15 protein-coding genes and 1 pseudogene are annotated in these 20754 nt (G+C 68.7%); 12 read left to right on the top strand and 4 right to left on the bottom strand.

From position 1 onward, the window contains the following. From ACOOGH_RS09930 to ACOOGH_RS09965, 8 genes are read left to right on the top strand one after another with little or no spacing between them, the layout of a single operon-like run. Positions 1-1401, top strand: a complete 1401-nt coding sequence (locus ACOOGH_RS09930) for a peptidylprolyl isomerase (protein ID WP_420448759.1) — start codon at positions 1-3, stop codon at positions 1399-1401. A gap of 14 nt (positions 1402-1415) precedes the next feature. Further along, positions 1416-2363, top strand: a complete 948-nt coding sequence (locus ACOOGH_RS09935; protein WP_420448760.1) for a PdxA family dehydrogenase — start codon at positions 1416-1418, stop codon at positions 2361-2363. After that, positions 2360-3028, top strand: coding sequence for a cell division ATP-binding protein FtsE (locus ACOOGH_RS09940; RefSeq protein WP_420448761.1), 669 nt, complete (start codon positions 2360-2362; stop codon positions 3026-3028). The genes ACOOGH_RS09935 and ACOOGH_RS09940 overlap by 4 nt, the downstream gene beginning before the upstream one ends. A gap of 5 nt (positions 3029-3033) precedes the next feature. Beyond that, the gene (locus ACOOGH_RS09945; RefSeq protein ID WP_420450108.1) at positions 3034-3909 is read left to right on the top strand and encodes a cell division protein FtsX; all 876 of its coding nucleotides are present in this window, start codon (positions 3034-3036) and stop codon (positions 3907-3909) included. Positions 3910-3950: 41 nt separating this feature from the next. Further along, positions 3951-5129: a murein hydrolase activator EnvC family protein gene (locus tag ACOOGH_RS09950; protein WP_420448762.1), complete on the top strand. Its 1179-nt coding sequence runs from the start codon at positions 3951-3953 to the stop codon at positions 5127-5129. Continuing rightward, positions 5108-6364 carry an ATP-binding protein gene (locus ACOOGH_RS09955; protein WP_420448763.1) on the top strand — a complete coding sequence of 419 codons (1257 nt, stop codon included), beginning with the start codon at positions 5108-5110 and terminating at the stop codon, positions 6362-6364. The genes ACOOGH_RS09950 and ACOOGH_RS09955 overlap by 22 nt, the downstream gene beginning before the upstream one ends. 14 nt (positions 6365-6378) lie before the next feature. Beyond that, on the top strand, positions 6379-6861 hold the full coding sequence (gene moaC / locus ACOOGH_RS09960; protein WP_420450109.1) for a cyclic pyranopterin monophosphate synthase MoaC: 483 nt from the start codon (positions 6379-6381) through the stop codon (positions 6859-6861). A gap of 19 nt (positions 6862-6880) precedes the next feature. Continuing rightward, positions 6881-8338 (top strand): nucleotide sugar dehydrogenase, encoded by a 1458-nt coding sequence (locus ACOOGH_RS09965; protein WP_420448764.1) that lies wholly within the window; start codon positions 6881-6883, stop codon positions 8336-8338. Here ACOOGH_RS09965 and ACOOGH_RS09970 read toward each other — a convergent pair. From ACOOGH_RS09970 to ACOOGH_RS09980, 3 genes are all read right to left on the bottom strand, one after another. Beyond that, positions 8228-9922 (bottom strand): LysM peptidoglycan-binding domain-containing protein, encoded by a 1695-nt coding sequence (locus ACOOGH_RS09970; RefSeq protein ID WP_420448765.1) that lies wholly within the window; start codon positions 9920-9922, stop codon positions 8228-8230. The genes ACOOGH_RS09965 and ACOOGH_RS09970 overlap by 111 nt on opposite strands. A gap of 200 nt (positions 9923-10122) precedes the next feature. Beyond that, positions 10123-11589, bottom strand: a complete 1467-nt coding sequence (gene guaB / locus ACOOGH_RS09975; RefSeq protein WP_420448766.1) for an IMP dehydrogenase — start codon at positions 11587-11589, stop codon at positions 10123-10125. A 65-nt stretch (positions 11590-11654) separates the two neighbouring features. After that, positions 11655-12032: a DUF2281 domain-containing protein gene (locus ACOOGH_RS09980; RefSeq protein WP_420448767.1), complete on the bottom strand. Its 378-nt coding sequence runs from the start codon at positions 12030-12032 to the stop codon at positions 11655-11657. 160 nt (positions 12033-12192) lie between these two features. Here ACOOGH_RS09980 and ACOOGH_RS09985 point away from each other — a divergent pair, with 160 nt between their 5' ends. The 3 genes from ACOOGH_RS09985 to glnA all read left to right on the top strand — a co-directional run bounded on the left by ACOOGH_RS09985 (position 12193) and on the right by glnA (position 15487). Then, positions 12193-13221 carry an SDR family oxidoreductase gene (locus tag ACOOGH_RS09985; protein ID WP_420448768.1) on the top strand — a complete coding sequence of 343 codons (1029 nt, stop codon included), beginning with the start codon at positions 12193-12195 and terminating at the stop codon, positions 13219-13221. A 59-nt stretch (positions 13222-13280) separates the two neighbouring features. Next, on the top strand, positions 13281-13931 hold the full coding sequence (locus tag ACOOGH_RS09990) for a 4'-phosphopantetheinyl transferase family protein (RefSeq protein WP_420448769.1): 651 nt from the start codon (positions 13281-13283) through the stop codon (positions 13929-13931). Between the two features lie 227 nt (positions 13932-14158). After that, positions 14159-15487, top strand: a complete 1329-nt coding sequence (gene glnA, locus ACOOGH_RS09995) for a type I glutamate--ammonia ligase (protein ID WP_420450110.1) — start codon at positions 14159-14161, stop codon at positions 15485-15487. A 34-nt stretch (positions 15488-15521) separates the two neighbouring features. Here glnA and ACOOGH_RS10000 read toward each other — a convergent pair whose 3' ends face one another. Further along, entirely contained in the window at positions 15522-20363 is a 4842-nt protein-coding gene (locus tag ACOOGH_RS10000) for an NAD-glutamate dehydrogenase (RefSeq protein WP_420448770.1), read from the bottom strand. A 173-nt stretch (positions 20364-20536) separates the two neighbouring features. Between ACOOGH_RS10000 and ACOOGH_RS10005 the strand changes: the two are divergent. After that, positions 20537-20710: pseudogene (locus ACOOGH_RS10005) on the top strand (SelT/SelW/SelH family protein); the annotation flags it as partial. Positions 20711-20754: the final 44 nt, after the last annotated feature.

A 20754-nucleotide genomic window follows, 5' to 3' on the forward strand; every position in this document is an offset into this window, starting at 1 on the left:
GTGATCAATATTCGTCATGGAATGCAGCCCCCCCGGGCCGCGGCCTGCCTGCTCGCCGCGGCGCTGGCGCTTGTCACACCGCTCTCCGGACTTCAGGAGAACGAACCGGCCGCGCCCGACACCGTGGCGACGGTGGAGTTTCCCCCCGGCGTGGAGTCGCTGGACAGGATCGTGGCCGTAGTCGGCGATACGGCGATCCTGTTCTCCGACATCCAGGTCACGCTCTACCAGCTGCAGGCCCGCGGCGCGCGCGTGCCGTCCGAGGGCTCGGAGGGGTGGAAGGAATTCGCCGACGACGTGCTCGAGGCGATGATCGACGACCTCATCTACCTCCAACAGGCGAAGAACGCCGGAGTCACGGTGCCCGAGAATCGCGTGACCGAGACGGCGGACGGCTATTTCGCGGAGACGCGAGGCCAGTTCTCCTCCGATGAGGAGATGATGCTCGCCGTGGAGGAGACGGGCATGAACATGCTCCAGTTCCGCCAGATGCTCCGCGGTCAGGCGCACGCCGCGGGTATGCGCGAGGCCTACCGGTTCCAACTCGAGCAACGCACCGACCTGCCGCCGGTCATCGTCAGCGAGGAGGAGGTCGAAGCCGCCTTCGAGGAGTTTGCGCAGAACCAGCCGCCGCGCCCCGCGCTCGTCTCGTTCAACCGGCTCGTCGTCACGCCCTCTCCGAGCGGAACGGCCCGGGACAGCGCCGTGGCCCGCACGCTTCGCGTCCAGAACGATTTCGCGAACGAGGAGGAGTTCTCGGTCCTCGCGCGCCGCCATTCCGACGATGAGGGCACCAGGGAGCAGGGCGGCGAACTGGGCTGGATGAGGCGCGACCTTCTGGTGAAACCGTTCGGCGACGCGGCCTGGCAGGCGCGGCCGGGCCAGACGGTGGGTCCGGTGCAGACGCAGTTCGGTCTTCACTTCATCAAGATCGAGCGCCAGCGGGGGTCGGAGCGTTTTCTGCGTCACATCCTCCTGAGGCCGGAGATCACGGAGGAGGACATCGAAGAGGCCCGGACGCTCGCGATTCAGGTCGCGGACAGCCTGCGGGCGGGGGCCGACCCCGAGCGGCTCATGGCCCTGTTTCGCGGACAGGTGGCCGACGAGGATATCCGTTTCGACGACATCCCGCTCACAAGCCTGGTCAGCCAGTTCACGGGCGCGGGCGCGGAATCCGGACTCACCGCCCCGACGCCCGGGACGGTGTACGGGCCGCTCGAGATGCAGCGCGGGGGCCCCATCGAGTTCGGTCTCGTCCACGTCCTGACCTACCGTCCCGAGGGACAGATCGAACTCGATGACGTGCGGGAACAGATCCGCCAGAGCCTGCGCACCCAGAAACAGATCGGCATCCTTCTTGAGGAGATTCGCTCCAATACGTACATCGATGTGAGATTCTGAGGAGGATGACCCACATGCCGCGCCTCGGGATCACGCTGGGAGATCCGCGCGGGATCGGGCCGGAGGTGACCGCGGCGGCGCTCTCCTCGTTCTCGGGCGTGGACGGGATCGACGCGGTCCTCGTGGGGCCGCGCTCGCTCGGCGCGGTGGAGGGCCGCCTGGAAGGGGTCCCCCGGGAGACGGTGGGAGACTGGGACCCCGCAGGCGGGGAGAGGCTCGCGGGCGCGCTGTCGGGGCGGGCCATCGAGCGAGCCGTCGCGCTGGCGCGGACGGGGGAGATCGACGGGATCGTCACCGCTCCGATCAGCAAGGCCGCCCTGCGGGCCGCGGGGTACACGCACCCCGGGCATACGGAGTTCCTCCAGGAACTGGCCGGAGTGCCCGAGGTCACGATGATGATGTCCGCCGAGCGCACGCCCCTCGGCGGGCCCCTGCGCTTGGCGCTCCTGACAGCACACCTCCCCTTGCGTGACGTACCCTCCGTCCTCGATGAGGACCTTTTCGCGCGCAGGTCCGGGATCGCGATCGAAGCGTTGCGGGCCTGGTGGGGGATCGAACGGCCCCGTCTCGCCTTTGCGGGGCTCAATCCGCATGCGGGCGAGGGCGGACTCTTCGGTGACGAGGAGATCGAAGTGTTCGCGCCGGCGCTCGCGCGGCTCGCCCGCGATTCCGCCGTGGAAATCCTCGGCATTTTTCCCGGTGACACCGTCTTCCTGAAGGCGATCTCCGGGGAGGCGGACCTCATCGTGACACCCTACCACGACGTGGGCCTCGCGGTCCTGAAGACGATCGCCATGAACGAAGGCGTGAACGTGACGGCCGGTCTTCCCTTCCCGCGCACGTCTCCCGATCACGGCACGGCCATGGACATCGCCGGCCGCGGGATCGCGGACCCGGGAGCGATGCGGGCCGCGATCGAACTCTGTGCGCGGTTCTGTGTGGCCCGGGCCGTCGCGCCATGATCTCCCTGCAAGACGTCTCGAAGGTGTATGGGCCCTCCGGAGCTGCACTCGAGGGCGTCTCGTTCCGTCTCCGAAAGGGTGAGTTCGCCTTCCTCACGGGGCCGTCGGGGGCGGGCAAATCGACCGTGCTCGAGCTGATCCACTTCCAGACGCGGCCGACCGAGGGCGAGGTGCAGGTCTCGCGCTACAGCTCGAGGCGGGTGCGGCGGCGCGACATCCCGGAGCTTCGGCGGCGCGTGGGCTTCGTGTTCCAGGACTTCAAGCTACTGGAACGGCTGACCGCCGCGGAGAACGTGGCCTTCGCACTCGAGGTCGTGGGGACACCGCGCCGCGAGATCGAGGGCCGCGTCCAGCGGCTGCTGAGCCAGGTCGGTCTCGGCGCCCGCGCACGCTCGCGACCTTCGGAGCTGTCGGGTGGAGAGCGGCAACGCGTCGCCGTGGCGCGCGCCCTCGCCACGGAACCGCGGATCCTCCTCGCCGACGAACCCACGGGCAACCTCGATCCCGACGCGGCGGGGGGCGTGTTCGAGCTGTTCCGAACGCTGAACCGCCTCGGCACGGCCGTGCTCATGGCCACGCACGACGCGGAATTCGTGCGTCGGCAACCGCAGATCCGCCGACTCGAGTTGGAGAACGGACGACTCGTCCGCGATTCCGCCGCGTGAGAGCCATGCGCGAGGCGCTCGCCGGCTTCCGGCGCACACCTCTGCTGTGCGCGCTCTCGATCGGAGCGATCGGACTCAGCCTCCTGATCCTCGGCCTCTTCGGGCTCGTGGCCTACAACATCGGCGGCGCGATCAGCGATGTGGAACGCCGCGTGGAGGTCGTCGGCTACCTGCTCGACGACGCCGGCTCGGAGCAGGTGCGGGCCGCCCGGCTCGAGCTGGAGGCGCTCCCGGCGGTGGAGGCGGTGCGTTACGTCTCGAAGGATGAGGCGCTGGAGCGCGCGCGCCGCGACCTCGTCGAGTTCTCAAGCGTGTTCGGGGAGTTGCAGGTGAACCCGCTCCCGGCCTCACTCCACCTCAGGCTCCGGGAGGGCTTCCGGACCCCTGAGACGGTGTCGGAGGCGGCGGGCACGTTGGCGGCGTATCCGTTCATCGAAGAGGCGCGGTACGGAGATGAGTGGGTGGAGCGGCTCTTCGCCCTGCGGAGCGCGGCTGTCGGGATCGCACTCGCCCTGGGCGGCGGGTTCGCCCTTGTCGCGGTGCTGCTGATCGTGACGACCGTGCGCATGGCGATCCTCGCGCGCGGCGAAGAAATCGAGATCATGCAGATCGTGGGCGCGCGCGAGGGCTACATCCAGCGGCCCTTCCTCCTCGAAGGCGCGATCACCGGGCTGGCGGGCGGGCTGCTCGCCCTCGGCGTCACGCGACTCGCGTACCTCGTCTTCCCTGGCCGGTTCGCGGCCATCGAGTCGCTGTCGTGGCTCCCGCAAGTCTGGACCGTGGCCGGCGTCGCCGCCGCCGGGCTGCTCGGCCTGCTCGCCGCCGCCTTTGCCGTGCACCGTGAGGTGGGGCGGGCGTATGGCGCCCCGGGGCAATCGTGAACGCGTCAAGGCGCACTCGAACGGCGCGACTCGTGGCGGCCGTGAGCGTCGCCGTCGCGACGAGTCCGGCGTGGACACCGCCCTCTCCCGCGATCGCGCAAGAGTCACCCGACGTGCGGCGCCGCCTCGACGAGAGCCAGGGACGGCTCGAACTCATTCGCGAAGAGCGAGAGCGGCTGCGGCGGGAACTCCAAGGCATCGCCGGTCAGGTCAGCGGCGACTCGGCCGAACTCCGGAACATTGAACGACAGATCGCCGCCTCGGCGAGTCTCATGGCCGAATTCGACGTTCAACTGCTCGCACTCTCGGAGCAGCTAACGGCCATGACGCGCGAGATGCTGCTCACGCGCGACGAACTCACGGCGCGGCAGGTCGTGCTCCGGGGACGGCTGCGCGACATTTACAAGCGCGGCCCCCTGCACGCCGCCGAGGTGCTCCTCTCCTCGCGATCGTTCTCCGACCTGCTCAATCGTTACAGGTACCTCCACGATGTCGCCGTCTTCGACCGCATGCTTCTGGAGGACGTGAGCGACCTGGAGAGCAGCCTCGCGGACCAGCGCAGCGGGCTGAGTCGGGAACGCGACCGCATCGCGCGCGTACGGGCCGAGAATGTCCGGGAATACGGCGAATTGGAGCGGCTCGAGCAACAGCGGCAGGAGCGGCTGCGCCGGTTCTCCGACCGCCGCGCGGAGGCGCAGTCGACGCTGGCCCGGCTCGCGACGGAGGAGGCCCAGCTGCGCGCGCTCATCTCGGGGCTGGAAGACCGACGCCGCTCGGCAGAACGCGAGGCGGGCACGACATCGGTCTCATCGCTCACGGCCGGTGACCTGGGGCGCCTCGCGTGGCCGGTCGAGGGCGAGGTCCTGTGGCGATTCGGGCCCGAGCGGGAAGGACGCACGACGATCCCGCGGGAAGGGATCGGGATCGCGGCCCCCCGCGGCACGTCGGTGAAGGCGGTGGATCTCGGGAGGGTCGCGTCCGTCGTGGCCCGCGCCTCGGGGCAAACGGTGATCCTCGATCACGGAGGAGGGTTCTACTCGTCCTATCAGAAGCTCCGCGACGTCACCGTCCGCGAAGGGCAGCCGGTCCAGGAGGGGCAAGCGATCGGCCACGTGGGCGGGGACGCCACCCAGCCGCACATCGAGTTCCAGATCTACGAGCCGGGAGCCGTGGGGCCGCGCGCGGTGGATCCCGTCCGGTGGCTGAGGGACCGGCGGTGACCGGCGAGCGTCCCTGGGGACAGGAAGACCTCCTGCGACGCCTGGCAGGCGCCGTCGCGGGCCGGAGGCTGCCGCAGTCGCTCCTCCTCCACGGCCCGGAGGGCGTCGGCAAGCGGTCGCTGGCCCTGTGGGTGGCGCGCGCTCTCCAATGCGACGCGGCGGAGACGACGGATAGCGCGGTGGCTCGGGAGGTTGGGGACGCGCCCTGCGAGGCGTGCCGCAACTGTCGCATGGCAGCGCGGCTCGAGCACCCGGACATCCACCTCCACTTTCCCATGCCGCGCCCGAAGCAGGCCGGATCGCGGGCCAAGCTGCGTGAGGCGATCGAGGCGCAGCGGCACGAGCGTCTCGCTCTCCTGCGGGAAGATCTCCATGTGCGTCTCGATCCGGACGCAGTCACGGGACTCTATGTGGCCGCCGTGGAGAACATCCGGGACCAGGCCTCCCGGCGTCCCTCGATGGCGCGCAGATCGGTGTTCGTGATCGAGGACGCGGAACGGATGGTGCCACAGAGCGCCAGCCCCGAGGCGGCGAACGCCTTTCTCAAGCTGCTGGAAGAACCGCCGCCGTTCGCGTACATCGTGCTCACGAGCGGCCGCCCGGACTCGCTCCTGCCGACGATCCGGTCCCGCACGGTGCCGCTCCGCGTCGCGCCGCTGCCGGCCGACCGCGTGGCGACGTATGTGGCGGAACACCTCGGCGTGCGCGACGATCGCCAGGCGCGGGCGGTGGCGCTGCGAGCCGCCGGCGCCGTCTACCGGGCCCGCACGCTGCTCGAGGCTGAAGCCAGCGAGTTCGAGTCCGCCGCGGACGGTCTGCTGGCCGCCGCCCTCGACGGGACGCCGCAGGCGCGCTACCGCGCCGCATCCCGCTACTCCGCCCGGGGCGCGCGAGGGGAGTTGGAGCCGGCGCTCGAGGCGCTGCGCATGCGGCTGCGGGACATGCTCTGCGTCGCGGCGGGAGCCGCCGAGGTATCGCTCGATCCGGATCGCACGGAGATGGCCGGTCGAACGGGCGGACCGGGGGCCCACGGAGCGGGCGGAGGCCCGACGGAAGGAGCGGTTCTCGATGCCCTCGCGGCCGTCGATGCGGCCATGGAAGGGGTCGGCCGCAACCTGAATCCCCAGGCGACGACCGCCCTCCTGCTCGAGGAGATGAGCGCGGCCTTCACCGGCCGCTCCACTGGCCGGACGGCGGGAACACCGCAAGTTGCGGGGGTACTGAAGAGCCTGTGACGGGAGGCAGCTTCGTGGACGGACTCACACATCTGGACCCGGACGGGCGGGTGCGCATGGTCGACGTGGGAGACAAACCTCTCACGCGACGCGTGGCCGTGGCCGAGGGCCGGATCCGGATGCGCCGAGCGACGCTCGATGCCATCCGGACGGGCGAGGTCGAGAAGGGAGAGGCGCTCGCCGTGGCTCGAATCGCGGCAATCGAGGGGGCCAAGGCGGCCTCCACGCTCATCCCCCTCTGCCATCCGATCCCGCTCGACGCGGTGGATGTCGACCTTGAGGCCGAGGAGTCGCCGCCGGCCTACCGGCTCAGCGTGCGGGCCTCGGCGGAGTGGCGCACGGGCGTCGAGATGGAGGCCATGGCGGGCGTCGCGGCCGGCCTGCTCGCCCTGTACGACATGTGCAAGGCGATCGACCGCGGCATGGCGCTGGGGCCGATTCGGCTCCTCGAGAAGCGCGGAGGACGGTCGGGCGCCTGGACGGCGGACGCGAAGTGACGCGAATACGGGGGACGCGGTGAGCTACGGAGAGTCGCTCCGGAAGAAGATCGAGTCGGGCACGGCCCGGGTGGGCGTGCTCGGGCTCGGCTACGTCGGTCTCCCCGTCGTCACGGCGTTCTCCGGCGCCGGCTTCCGGACGCTGGGGTTCGACATCGACGAGCGTGTCGTACACCGCGTGCGGCGCGGCGACTCCCACATCGGCGATGTCCCGGCGCGGGCGGTCGCCGCCGTCGTCGAGAGCGGCCACCTCGACGCGACGACGGACTTCGGCCGGCTCGGCGAGATGGACGCCGTCATCATCTGCGTCCCCACGCCGCTCGGAAAGACCGGGGATCCCGATGTCTCCCATATACTCGATGCCCTCGGGCACATCAGAGACGGTCTGCGGCCCGGCCAACTCATCGTCCTCGAGTCGACGACCTATCCGGGCACGACCCGGGAACTGCTGCAGCCGGAACTCGAACAGGGTGGCCTCACGGCGGGAGACGAGTTCTTCCTCGCCTTCAGCCCCGAGCGCGTCGACCCCGGAAATCCCGTCTACACGTTCACGAACACGCCGAAGGTCGTGGGCGGACTGACCGCATCCTGCCGCGAACTGGCCGCCGCCCTCTATGAGAGGGTTATCGACGCGGTCGTGAGCGTTTCGTCACCCGAAGTCGCGGAACTCACCAAGCTGCTGGAGAACACCTTCCGTGCCGTGAACATCGGCCTCGTGAACGAGATGGCGGTCATCGCGGATCGTCTCGGGATCGACATCGGCGAGGTCGTCGAGGCCGCGGCGACGAAGCCGTACGGGTTCATGCGTTTCACGCCCGGCCCCGGTCTGGGCGGCCACTGCCTCCCCATCGACCCGCAGTACCTCGCCTGGAAGATGCGGACGCTCCAGTACCGGACCCGCTTCATCGAACTGGCCGCCGAGGTCAACGCGGAGATGCCACGCTACGTCGTGGACCGCGTCGCGCAGGCGCTCAACCGGCACCGATTGCCGCTCAACGGGAGCCGCGTCCTGCTGCTGGGCGTCGCCTACAAGCCGGGAGTCGGCGACGTCCGCGAGAGTCCCGCGCTCGACGTGATCGAACTCCTGCGACGGCAGGGCGCGGAGGTCTCCTATCACGACCCGTTCGTGTCGCGGCTGGCGCTGGAGAGCGGCGATCTCGAGTCGGAGTCATTGACGGCCGCCCTGCTGGAATCCAGCCACGCGACCGTCGTCATCACGGATCACCCGCAGGTGGACTACGGCCTCGTGCTGGAGAAGACGCGGATCATCGTAGATACGCGTAACGGCCTGCGGAGGGAGCCTCGGCAGCCGGGGGAGGCGGCCGGGGCGGTCATCTACCCGCTTGCCGGCCCGCCGCAGGGGGGGTCAGCGCCGGATCTCGAGCCGGTCGCCGGGATGGATCCGGGTCGAGGAGAGGCGATTCCACTCGATGATATCGCGCGTCGATACCGAATGTCGGCGGGCGATCAGCCATAGCGAGTCGCCCGGCCGAACGACGATCGTCACGGGTCCGGCGCCGTTGCTCGCGGACCCGGCCGATCCCGTGCCGGCGGTCCGGCCGGCCCCCGGGATCAGCAGCTCCTGACCGATCTGCAGGCGACGCGGGTTCACATTGCCGTTCGCGGCACGGAGGGCCGCCACCGACACCCCGTATCGCTGCGCGATCACGTCCAGCGTCTGCCCGCGCTGCACCGTGACGACGGTCGTCCCCTCGGCATTCGTCCGCGCGTTGATCGGACTGGCGCTCGAACTCCGCGTGATCGATGCGCCGGAAGCCCTCGCCCCGGAGGCTCGCGCGGATCGTGGAATCACGAGTTCCTGACCGATCTGCAGGCGTCGCGGGTTCAGGTTGCCGTTCGCGGCGCGCAACGCCGCCACCGACACCCCGTACTGCTGCCCGATCCAGCCCAGCGTGTGACCCCGTTGGACCGTGTGGAACGTCCAGGTGACCCGCTCGTCCACCGGCACCGCGGCATAGCGCACCGCGAACCGTGACGCGCCCGCCACGGGGACCTTGATTTCGACCTCGCGGTTCGGCGGGGTCACGTCGCGCAGAAACTCGGGGTTGAGGAGGTTGACCGTCTCCTCGTCGGTACCGGCGACCTCCGCCAGGACGTCGAAACTCGTCGCGTCGGGCACGCGCACCGTCGCGTACTCCGGGAGCGTCTCTCCCTCCGGCTCCGGGAACCCGTAGCGCGCCGGATCGTGCCCGATCATGGCCGCCGCGATGATCTTCGGCACGTAGTCGCGCGTCTCGCGCAGAAGCAGGCGACGGTCGGCGAGGTCCCAGAAGGTCCCGCCGGGCACGGTGCGGAGCCCGCGGCGGACGCGGTTGGGTCCTCCGTTGTAGGCCGCGGCCGCCAGGTACCACGAACCGAACTCCTCGTACAGGTCCTTGAGGTGCCGGACCGCGGCGTCGGTCGCCTTTTCCGGATCCCTCCGCTCGTCGATCCAGTAAGAGACCTCGAGGCCGTAGTTGCGTCCGGTGCTGGCGATGAACTGCCACAAGCCGACCGCGCTTGCCCGGCTGTAGGCGTTCGGGCTCATCCCGCTCTCGATGAGCGAGAGGTAGATGAGATCCTGCGGCAGTCCCGCCTCGCGCAGCTCGCGCCGGATCATGGGCTCGTAGCGGATCTTGCGGGAGAGATAGGTCCCGAAGCGCTCGCCGATGACGGTCTGGAAATAATGGATCCACGACCGGACCCGATCGTTCATTTCGAGCCGGAAAACGCGCGAATCCTCCCCCTGGTGCACCAGCCCCATGGGATCGCCGCCGAGCATCTCGCGAATCGCCCGGTCGATCTCCTCCGGCGTCGGTCCGGCGTCCGCTTTGGCCACGGGCTCCGGCACGGGCGGGTCCTCGGGCATCAACTCGTCGTCCGGCGCCGGAGCCGGCTCCGGGGCGGGCGCGACCGGTTCCGCGTCCAGGGTCTCGGGCGCCGGGCCGGTATCGGGAGTACGCTGTCTTGACGCGCAGCCGTTCAGAGCGAGCGCAACCAGCAGCAGACCGATTCCGTGAAGGCGCGCGCGGAAGTGCGTTTTCGACGATCCATTGGTCATCAGGCGGCAATCCCCTCTCGATACCACGCCTTCAGTACTACGACCCCTTGAGCCCCTCGCCGCTCCAACCGCGTCGATCCGGAAGCAGGACCGAACAAACCGGGGACAATGGTACCAAACCGGATCTGCGGTGTCGAGATCGACCCGGCGGCCCCGCGACTGGCAGCCCGCTGACGCTTGGTTCTACCACGGCCTGCTGGCTACACGTGGTAGTTGGGGGCCTCGCGCGTGATCACGACATCGTGCGGATGGGACTCGCGCAGTCCGCCGGAAGTGATGCGCAGGAAGCGGGCCTCGCTTCGCAGTTCGTCGATCGTGGCGGCGGCGCCGTATCCCATGCCGCTGCGAAGACCGCCAACCATCTGGAACACGGTGTCCGACACGGGTCCCTTGTAGGGGACCCGGCCTTCGATGCCCTCGGGGACCAGCTTTGGGGCGGCCGAACCCTCCTGGAAGTACCGGTCCGCCGAGCCCGCCTGCATGGCCGCGAGCGACCCCATACCGCGGATCACCTTGAACCGCCGGCCCTCGAGGAGGAAGGTCTCGCCGGGGCTCTCGTCAGTGCCTGCGAACATCGACCCGAGCATGCACGTCTCGGCCCCCGCCGCGATCGCCTTTACGAGGTCCCCGGAGTACTTGATGCCGCCATCGCCGATGATCGGGACCCGGCCCTCCACCCCTGCCACGCTGTCCTCGATCGCAGTGATCTGCGGCACGCCGACACCGGTCACCACGCGGGTCGTGCAGATGGACCCCGGACCTACCCCGACCTTGACCGCATCCACGCCCCGCTCGACGAGCGCCGCCGCCCCCTCCCGGGTGGCCACGTTGCCGGCGATGAGGTCGATGTCGGGCAGTGCCTCCCGCACCCGCGTAACGGCCTCGAGGACACCCTCGGAGTGTCCGTGCGCGGTGTCGACGACGATGACGTCCACTCCGGCCGTCGCAAGTTCACGCGCCCGGTCGAGTTCCGTCCGACTCGCGCCGACGGCCGCCCCCGCCCGCAGCCGTCCGTGCCCATCCTTCGTCGCGTTGGGAAACTTGCGCCGCTTGAAGATGTCCTTGACCGTGATGAGCCCGGCGAGGCGCCCGTCCTCGCCCACCACGGGGAGTTTCTCGATCTTGTGGCGGCGCAGAATCTCCTCGGCCTCCTCGAGCGAAGTCCCGACGGGCGCGGTAACGAGATCCCTGCTCGTCATCACGTCGTGCACCGGCCGTGCGAGGTCGGTCTCGAACACCAGATCCCGGTTGGTCAGAATCCCGACGAGCGCGCCGTCAGCATCCACGATCGGGACCCCGCTGATCGAGAACTCTCTCATGCGCCTGCGCGCCTCGCCCAGCGTGGCGTCGGGCCCGAGCGTGACGGGGTTCAGAATCATTCCGCTCTCGGATCGTTTCACCCGGTCGACCTGCTGGGCCTGGGCTTCGATCGACATGTTCTTGTGGATGATGCCGATCCCGCCTTCGCGCGCGAGCGCAATGGCCATGCGGTATTCCGTCACCGTGTCCATGGCGGCGGAGAGCAGCGGAATCTGGAGTCGGATGCGTTGCGTCAGGCGGGTGGAGACATCGACATCAGCCGGATGAACGAGCGCATGCCCGGGAGCGAGCAGAACGTCATCAAAGGTGAGCGCTTCGCGGCTGGAGCGCGGCGTGGAAGCTTCCATGCGCCATCGTAGGCGTCGCCCGGCGTGACGTCAACGAGCGCGAAGGCGCTCGCCCGCCGAGCGGGTCAGGGGTCGACGACGATCTCGCGCGTGTCGGGTGGAGGACGGTCCTCTTTCGGCTCCGGTTCCGGACTGCCGGCTTCGAGTTCGGCGAGGAAGCCGCGTCCGGCCTCGCGAAACGAGTCGATCACGCGGTCGGCCGCGCCGAGCACTTTCATCGTCCCCTTGACCGCCGTCGTCGAGGCCTTCGTCCTCCGCAGTCCCCGGTGGACGGACTCGGCGAAGTGCTGGAACGGATCCGCGCCGGCCGGCGGCCGGGACGCGTACTTCGAAGACAGGTAATCGATGAAGTCGACGACCTCGTACTGCTTGTCCTCGGGGAGAGCCTGGAGTTTCCTCCAGATCTTCTTCCTCAGGATCTCGTTCATGCCTTCTTCGGACATGGCGCCTTTCCAACCTGGTGTTTCGCCCGACTTCGCCCGACGTGGTTTCGCCGATTCCCCTCATACTCCACCCGACCCGCGGGAGGTTTCAAGGTACGTGGCGCCTCGTGGCGCGCGCGTTCGCGGGAGGGGTTCCGCCGCCCGCCACTTCAAGCATAACATGTCTGGCGTGAAAACCGCCTATGATCTCGCCTGCGAACAACTCGAAACGACCCCTCGACGATGGCTGGTCACCGGGGCCGCAGGTTTCATTGGATCCCACCTGCTCGAGCGGCTCCTGACGCTGGGACAGGAGGTTGTGGCGCTCGACGATCTCTCCACGGGACACCGCGGCAACATCGACGATGCCGTCGCGGCCTCGGGCGCCCCGGCCGATCGGTGCCACTTTCTGGAGCGGAGCGTCGTCGACGCCGACGCCGTGGTCGACGCGTGCCGCGACATCGACATCGTCCTCCACCAGGCCGCGCTCGGTTCGGTGCCCCGGTCCGTGAAGGAGCCCTTGGCAACGTATGCGTGCAACGTCGAGGGGTTCATCAACGTGCTCGACGCGGCTCGCGACGCCGGCGTCTCCCGCCTCGTCTACGCCTCCTCGAGTTCGGTGTACGGCGACTCGCCCTATCTCCCGAAGGTGGAAGTCCGCATCGGGAACCCCGCATCCCCCTACGCGGCCACGAAGCGCGTCAACGAGTTGTACGCGGAGATGTACCGCCGCAGCTACAACGTCGAGGTCGTCGGACTCCGCTACTTCAACGTCTTCGGAAAGCGGCAGGCGCCGGACGGACCGTACGCCGCCGTCATACCGCGCTGGACCCGGCGTATGCTCTCGGGAGAGACCTGCCGGATCTTCGGGGACGGGAAGACGACCCGGGACTACTGCTACATAGACAACGTCGTACAGGCGAACCTGCTCGCGGCCACCACCGGGCCGGAAGCGGCGCTCGGCGTCTACAACGTTGCTGCGGGAAATCCGACATCGCTGAACGAGTTGTTCGACCTCATTCGGTCGAAGCTCGCCGAGCGGCGGCCGGAAGTGAAGAGCGCGGAGCCGGCGTACGAGAGCTTCCGGGCGGGTGACGTACGCCATTCCTACGCCGACGTCTCGAAGGCCCGCGAGCGGCTGGGCTACGAACCGGGCTGGACGCTTCTCGAGGGTCTCCAGTCCACACTCGACTGGTACGCCGCCCTCTGAACGGCGGTGACTGGCCCGCGGGCGCCCGTCCGCCCGGGCTGCCGGGGTCCCACCTTCACGTGTGGAGAATCGACCTCTCGGCCTGTGACGAGACCGGCGGCGGCGAGCTCCTGAGTTCCGACGAACGGGCCCGAGCCGAACGACTCGTGGGCGCGAAGGCGCGCGCCCGGTTCCGCCGCGCCCGCATCTCGCTGCGACGTCTCCTCTCCGAATACCTGCAGGTCGCACCCGCGGAGTTGGCGCTGGAATACGGAGAACACGGTAAGCCCCGGCTGGTATCGCCCGGTGCGGGCGACGGAGCCGCCGACGCGCCACCGTTCTTCTTCAATCTCAGCCACTCGGGCGGACTCGCGCTCTGCGCCGTGGGCCAACTCGGCGAGGTCGGCGTCGACATCGAACGCATCCGGCCGCTCAGCTATCCGGGGCCTCTCGCCCGCGACCACCTGTCCCCTGAAGAGCGCCGCCTCCGGTCCGACTGGGAGACCGAGGCGGCCCGGCCGGAGTTCTTCCGGATCTGGGCCCGGAAGGAGGCTCTTCTCAAGGCCGCCGGACTGGGACTTTCGCGCCCGCTCGACCGCGTCGACACGATCCGGGGGGAACTGGATGGACGGTCTTGGTGGCTGACGGACGTCTTTCCGGGAGAAGGCTTCGCCGGCGCCGTGGCATGCGCGCGCCGACCCGCCTCCATGCGGCGGTGGAGCTGGCCCTGAGCAGGCGGCCGCGCGGGTCGGACGCGGAGGTTGACGATTGCGGAGTTCCCACCGATACTGCCCGGCGACATTGCGGGTCGTGCCCGACCGCCCAAGCGGAACCGAACGTACGACCCCCCCCTTAGGATAGGCCCCAGTGACCCGGAGGTCGCACCATGTCCGACGCCGTATTCGCGGCACCCAGTGAGCATTCTTCGCAGGTTCAATACGACGACTACGGGAGCACCGTGGCCTCGGGGGATCGCGACGCGATCCTGAAGCTCTGCGAGGAGCTGAACGTCCGTTTCCTTCGCCTCATCTTCATCGACATCAACGGTTTCCCGAAGAATGTCGAGGTTCCGGCGAGCAAGTTCGAAGACGGGTTCGACGCCAAGGTCATGTTCGACGGATCGTCGATTGCGGGCTACGTCCGCATCGAGGAGAGCGACATGCTCCTCCGGCCGGACCTGGACACCTTCCGGATCTTCCCGTGGGGCAACCCGGAGGCCCGGGTCGCCCAGATGTACTGCGACGTGCGGCGCCCCTACAACAAGCCGTTCGGCGGCTGCCCGCGGGCGGCGCTGAAGCGCGTCGTCGGCAGAGCGGAGGCGATGGGGCTGACGATGTACGCCGCCGTCGAGGCCGAGTTCTTCCTTTTCGACACGAACGAGGACGGAAGCTGCAACTTCGTCACGCACGACGACGGCGGATATTTCGACCTAACGCCGTCGGACCTCGCGGAGCGGGCGCGCCGCGAGATGGTGACGGGCATGGAGGCGATGGGCCTCGATATCGAAGCCGCGCACCACGAGGTCGCCGAGGGCCAGCACGAGATCGACTACAAGTACGGCGAAGCGCTGCGCACGGCCGACGACCTGATGACGTTCAAGTTCATCGTCCGGAACGTCGCGCTCGCGCACGGCCTCCACGCGACGTTCATGCCCAAGCCCATCTTCGGCGCGAACGGTTCCGGCATGCACACGCACCAGTCGCTGTTCAAGGACGGGAAGAACATCTTCCACGACGCGGACGCCGACTACCAGCTGTCGGACACGATGCTCCACTACATCGGCGGGCTGAAGAAGCACGCGCGGGCGATCGCCGCAGTCACGAATCCGATCGTGAACAGCTACAAGCGGCTCGTGCCCGGCTACGAGGCACCGATCTCGATCGCCTGGTCGCAGCGCAACCGGTCGCCGATGATCCGGATCCCGGAGCAGCGGGGCGTGGGGACGAGGGCGGAGTTCCGGATGCCGGATCCGTCGTGTAACGGCTACCTGGCGCTGGCCTGCCAGCTCGCGGCCGGTCTCGACGGGATCGAGAACCGGATCGATCCAGGTCCGCCGCTCGACACGAACGTGTGGCAGCTCTCCGACGAGGAGCGCGAGCGGATCGGGCTCGAGGTGCTGCCCGCAAACCTGGGCGAGGCGGTGGAGGAATTTGAGGCGAACGACGTCATGCGGGATGCGCTCGGAGACCACATCTCCGGCCAGTTCATCAGCCGCAAGAAGGCGGAGTGGAGCGACTACGTGGCGTCGGTCTCCGAGTGGGAGCTCGAACAGTACATCAACTACTAGCAGCCTGAGCGGCTGCTAGCGCCGGCCTGGCCGATCAGCGGTCCGGGGATCCCGCGATCCCCGGATCGTTGACGGCATCCACGGCCACGACGAGGCCGGGGAGTCCCGCGTCGGTGCTCCGCACGTCGGCGATCACGTTGCGAATCCGGCTCAATCCCACCGCATTCCCGCGCACGAAGGATCGCATCGCATCTTCCGTCGTCGACGCCTCGGCGCGGGCGATGATCTGCGCCGCCATGCGCGAACGCGCCAGCTCGATTCGGGTGACGAGGATCCGCGCCGCCCTCTGGTCCCACGGATCGTCCGTGACAAGCGAGTAAATGCGGCTTCGCAGCCACGGAAAATCGATCTCCTCGGCGAGACCGAAGTACACGGCCCCGACATCCCGGGTCTCGGCGCCCGTCTCGCGGATGAGGCTGGCGATGGGCAGCAGTTCGTCCACGTAGCGGAAGGTGGCGAGTTGCGCCGCCCCCTCCGGATCGAGTCCGTCCATCTCGTGCAGCGCGCAGGTGGAGTCGAAACGTTCCAGCCGCTCCGCGCTGAGCAGTTCCGGCAGCGCCTCGCGGATCGCCCGCACGGGGCCGTGCAACCAGTCGATCGCCTCGCTGATCGGCTGCGTGGGGTCGGCGCGCTGCAGGAGCCACCGGGTCGCGCGCGTCAGTGCGTCCGCCATCGCGAGATAGCACTCGTTCTGTGCCCCGCTCCGCATACGGCTGTCCGCGATGCGGAGCCGCTCGTACAGGTCCTCCGCATCCGCGATCCGTGACGCGACCCACCACGTGCGGGCGACGGTCGCGGCGGCGCGGCCCGTCTCCTCCATGAGCCGGATGTGGCTCGTGGCGCCCATGCGGTCCACATAGCGGTTCGTCAGCAGCATGCTCGAGATGTTCGGTCGCAGCCGGTGCCCCTCGAGATCCGGGGCCTCGACTTCCTTCAGCGCCCCGAACGGGAAATAGTCCTCCACCAGTTCCATCATGGCCGGGTCACGGGACACGCTGGACTCCGTGATCGCGTGCTTGAGGTGTAGCTTCGAGTACGCCATCACCGTCGCGAGTTCCGGCCTCGTGAGATGCGCGCCGGAGCTCTCCCGTTCGAGAAGTTCCTCGCCGGTCGGCAGGTATTCGAGCGCCGGATCCAGGATCCCTTCCCGCTCGAAGCGCTGGATCACCTCGCGGAACGCCGCGGGCGCGCGCCGCGCCCGGATGTAGTCGAGACTGATCGCGAGGCTCTGGCTGTAGGTGTTGCGGAGGACCTTCCACGCGACCTCGTCCGTGCACTCCCGAAGCAGGTCGTTGCGTGCCTCGTAGTCGATCCCCCCGCGCGACAGCGGCGCGCCCAGGAGGATCTTGAGGTTGACCTCGTGGTCGGACATGTCGACGCCGGCGGAGTTGTCCACGGCATCGGTGTTGATGCTCCCCCCGAGAAGCGCGTACTCCACCCGCGCGCGCTGTGTGAAGCCGAGATTACCACCCTCCCCCACCACCCGCGCCCGAATGTCCGTTGCATCAACCCGCGTGGGATCGCCGCTCGGGTCGCCGACATCGGCGTGGCGTTCGTAGCTCGCCTTTACATACGTGCCGATGCCGCCGTTCCAGAGGAGGTCGACCGGTGCCGACAGGATCGCGCGGATCAATTCGTTCCCGTTCACCTCCTCGCGATCGATGGCGAGGCGCTCCCGAATCTGCGGCGACAGGGGGATCTGCTTTTCCGTGCGGCTATAGACCCCGCCCCCCTCGCTGAGGAGACCGGCGTCGTAGTCGGCCCACGACGAGGCCGGCAGATCGAACAGCCTCTTCCGTTCCGTCCACGCCGCCTCCGGCTCCGGGCTCGGGTCGAGGAAGATGTGGCGGTGATCGAAGGCGGCGACGAGCCGGATCTTCCTGCTCAGCAGCATCCCGTTGCCGAACACGTCGCCGCTCATGTCCCCGATACCGACCGCCGTGAAGGGCTCGTTCTCGTAGTCGATGTCCGCTTCCCGGAAATGGCGCTTCACGCACTCCCATGCGCCGCGGGCCGTGATCCCCTCCTTCTTGTGGTCGTACCCCTGCGATCCACCGGAGGCGAAGGCGTCATCGAGCCAGAACCCCGCTTCCGACGCGAGCTCGTTGGCCGTGTCGGAGTTCTTCGCCGTTCCCTTGTCGGCCGCGACGACGAGGTACGGGTCGGGCCCGTCGTGGATCACCATCCCCCCGGGCTGCGTCACCTCGCCCTCCACCACGTCGTCCGAGACTTCCAGCAGTCCGCGGATGAAATCCCGGTAACTGTCCAGCCCCGCCGCAAGCTGCGCCTCGCGATCGTCCGGCAGCCCCTTCACGATGAAGGCGCCCTTCGCCCCCCCCGGCACGATGACGGCGTTCTTCACCCGCTGCGTCTTCACGAGCCCGAGCACTTCCACCCTGAAGTCCCCGTAGCGGTCGCTCCACCGGATCCCGCCGCGCGCCACGTCGTCCATGCGTAGGTGGGCGGCCTCCGTGCGGGGGCCGCGCAGGTAGACCTCGTGCTTCGGCTTCGGCTTCGGGATGAAATCGACGGAGCGGCTCGAGATCTTGAGCGCGAGGAGAGGTGAGCGGCGCAACTCGCCCCGGTAATGGTTCGTGCGCACGGTCGCATGAACGAGTTCCATCATCCGCCGCAGCGTCCGGTCATCCTCGATCCCGCGGACCGAAGCCAGCCCCCTGGTGAACTCGCGCTTGAGACGCCGCATCGTGTCGGCCGCGCCTTCCTGCGCCTCCGGATCGAAGCGCGCCTCGAAGACCCGGAAGATGCAGCGCGCGATGTCGGGGTACGCCGTGAGCGGAAACTGCCCGCCCGTGGGAGCGGCCACGGCGCCGATGCGGAAGGCGTAGCCGGCATAGGCCCGGAGGATGGATACCTCTTCCCATGTGAGGCCCGCGGTCACGATGAGTTCGTTCAGCCTGTCGTCTTCCGCGATCCCCGCCCGGATGGCCCGCAGCATGTCCCCGATCCGGTCCTGCGCCGCCGCGATGTCGATGTCGCCATCGCGCCTCGCCTCGGCCTCGAAGAACTGGATGCGCGCCGGGAAGGTCTCGTCCGTGGCGTCGGGCGTCTCATCCTTGAGCTGGATCGTGAAGCGGAGCGAATCGAGCACCCGGAGCCCGAGGTTCTCGAGCGTCGGGATCACGTCGCTGAGGACGTAGTGACCCTTCCGGGCGTACAGCCGCAGCTGATAGTGCCGCTCGCCCGCCTCCGCCGGAGACCGCTTGAGCAGTACCTGGCTGTCCCCCGTCTCGGCGAGCCGCGCGAGGCCCGCCACATCCTCGACCGCGGTGTCGACGTCCATCGCCGCCTGGTATCCGGTCGAGAAACGCACGACGTGCGCAGCGAGTTCATGGCCTCGCGTGGGGCCGTGGACGGCATCGAGCGCGTCCTCGAGGCGCTCCTCCCAGGTGCGGACGATCGAGCGGACCTCGGCCTGGACGGCGTCGAGGTCGACCGGCCCCACCTCGTCCGGATCGTGGGTCAGGTAGAAGTGGAGACGCGCCTGGTCGCCCTGGCCGAGGGCCAGATGGTAGTTGAGGAGCGTCCCCTCGTAGGCCTCGATCAGTGCCGCCTGCAGCCGGCGCCGGACCTGCCCGGAGAAATGCGTCTTCGGAAGAATGACCAGGAGCTGAACGCCGCGTCCGAGTTGGTCCGGGCGCGCGGTGACCCGGACATCGTCACCGCCTCCGGACGCCATGACTGCGTCGATGACCGAGCGGATCTCCTCGACCGAGGCGAGGAACAACTCCTCCTTCGGCATCGAGTTGAACGTCCCCAGAATGACGTTGTAATCGTGCGATCCCGGCGGGGCGGCTTCGAGTTGCAGGATCTCGCGCAGCTTGCGGCGCAGGATCGGGATCGACGACGCGTCCTGCGAGTACGCCTTCGCCGTGAACAGGCCGAGGAACCGGTGCTCGCCGTACACCGTCCCGTCCGGGCGGAGGCGCTTGATGCCCACATAGTCCATGCGGGCGTTGCGCCGGATGGGGCTCTGGGCGTTGGTCTTGGAGATGATGAGGAGCGGGCCGCCCAGCACCCGGGCGCGGAGGTCGGCCGGGAGTTCGTCCAGCGGCCGGGGTTCGTGGTACTTCGATTTGCCGTCGTCCCGGAGGATCCCGAGCCCGCTGCCCTCGTCGACGCGGATCCAGTCCCGGCCGGCGTCATCCGGTTCGATGTGGTAGGCGCGATAGCCGAGGAAGACGAAACCGGGGTCCACGAGCCACCGGAGGAGGTCCTGGATCTCCTCGAGTTCGGCGCTGCGCCACGGCGTCTCGACGCGCTTGGCCTCGAGTCCGCTGACGAGCGTCCCCACCTGCTCGATCATGGCGGAGAAGTCCTCGGTGACGGCCTCCACGAGTTCGAGGCGCCGCCGCAACTCGGCTTCCAGCGTCTCCCGGACCTCCGGGTGGTGTGCGTCGTCGAGCACGATGTGGACGACCGACACCCGCGTCCCATCGGCGGAGTGGTCGCGGATGTCGAGCACGCGGCCGGAGGCGTCCCGGTCCACCACGACGACCGGGTGGAGAAGATGCGAAATATCGATTCCCGCCGAGTGGAGATACTCGCGCAGCGTGTCGACGATGAAGGGTCGGTCCTCCATCACCGTCTGGAGCACGCCGCGCGACGTATCGTCCTCGTCCCACGCGAGCCGGATCGCGATTTCCCCGTCGGCGGCGCCTTCCACGAGGCCGTAGAGGGCGACGACATCGTCAGCCAGATCCTGGACCGGACGTCCATCCGCGATGTGGGCGTAGCCGCGACTGAAGAGCCGGCGGGACAGACCGCGGACCGCTTCGCCCGGGGCGCCCGGGAGTCGCGATTCGACCTCGCGGATCAGGGGTCCGAGGTCCGACTGCTGCGCAGGCTTATGTTTCATGCCCGTACATACCCCATTGTGCCGCACGAGGTCAACGGCGAACGTGCCGTGACCCGCAACGAGTACCAGGTCGCGCCCTTTGCGCACCGCCGCGGGGCGTCGGGAGAACTGTGACAGGGACGAACAGAATGCACGTATCGATCGAATACTGCACCGCTTGAAACTACGAACCGAAAGCCGCCAGTCTGGCGGCCACCCTCAGAGAACGGTTCGACAATCCGAAAATCGAGATGATCCCGTCCGGCGGCGGCCGCTTCGAGGTCGTGGCGGACGGAAAGCTCATCTACTCGAAGGCCGCCACGGGCCGGCACCCGTCCCATGAGGAGATCCTCGACGCGCTGGCTTAGCGGCTGAGACGGCGGACGTTCTCGCCGCAACGCCCAACGGCGGC

Origin of the sequence: Candidatus Palauibacter sp., assembly GCF_965213655.1 — a bacterium.
Classification (GTDB): Bacteria; Gemmatimonadota; Gemmatimonadetes; order Palauibacterales; family Palauibacteraceae; genus Palauibacter.

What these genes read in the sequence shown, in the direction of transcription:
- ACOOGH_RS09935 (WP_420448760.1), top strand. Translation starts at nt 1,416, where the DNA reads ATGCCGCGCCTCGGGATCACGCTGGGAGATCCGCGCGGGATCGGGCCG.
- ACOOGH_RS09940 (WP_420448761.1), top strand. Translation starts at nt 2,360, where the DNA reads ATGATCTCCCTGCAAGACGTCTCGAAGGTGTATGGGCCCTCCGGAGCT.
- ACOOGH_RS09945 (WP_420450108.1), top strand. Translation starts at nt 3,034, where the DNA reads ATGCGCGAGGCGCTCGCCGGCTTCCGGCGCACACCTCTGCTGTGCGCG.
- ACOOGH_RS09970 (WP_420448765.1), bottom strand. Translation starts at nt 9,922, where the DNA reads ATGACCAATGGATCGTCGAAAACGCACTTCCGCGCGCGCCTTCACGGA.
- guaB (WP_420448766.1), bottom strand. Translation starts at nt 11,589, where the DNA reads ATGGAAGCTTCCACGCCGCGCTCCAGCCGCGAAGCGCTCACCTTTGAT.
- ACOOGH_RS09980 (WP_420448767.1), bottom strand. Translation starts at nt 12,032, where the DNA reads ATGTCCGAAGAAGGCATGAACGAGATCCTGAGGAAGAAGATCTGGAGG.
- ACOOGH_RS09985 (WP_420448768.1), top strand. Translation starts at nt 12,193, where the DNA reads ATGTCTGGCGTGAAAACCGCCTATGATCTCGCCTGCGAACAACTCGAA.
- ACOOGH_RS10000 (WP_420448770.1), bottom strand. Translation starts at nt 20,363, where the DNA reads ATGAAACATAAGCCTGCGCAGCAGTCGGACCTCGGACCCCTGATCCGC.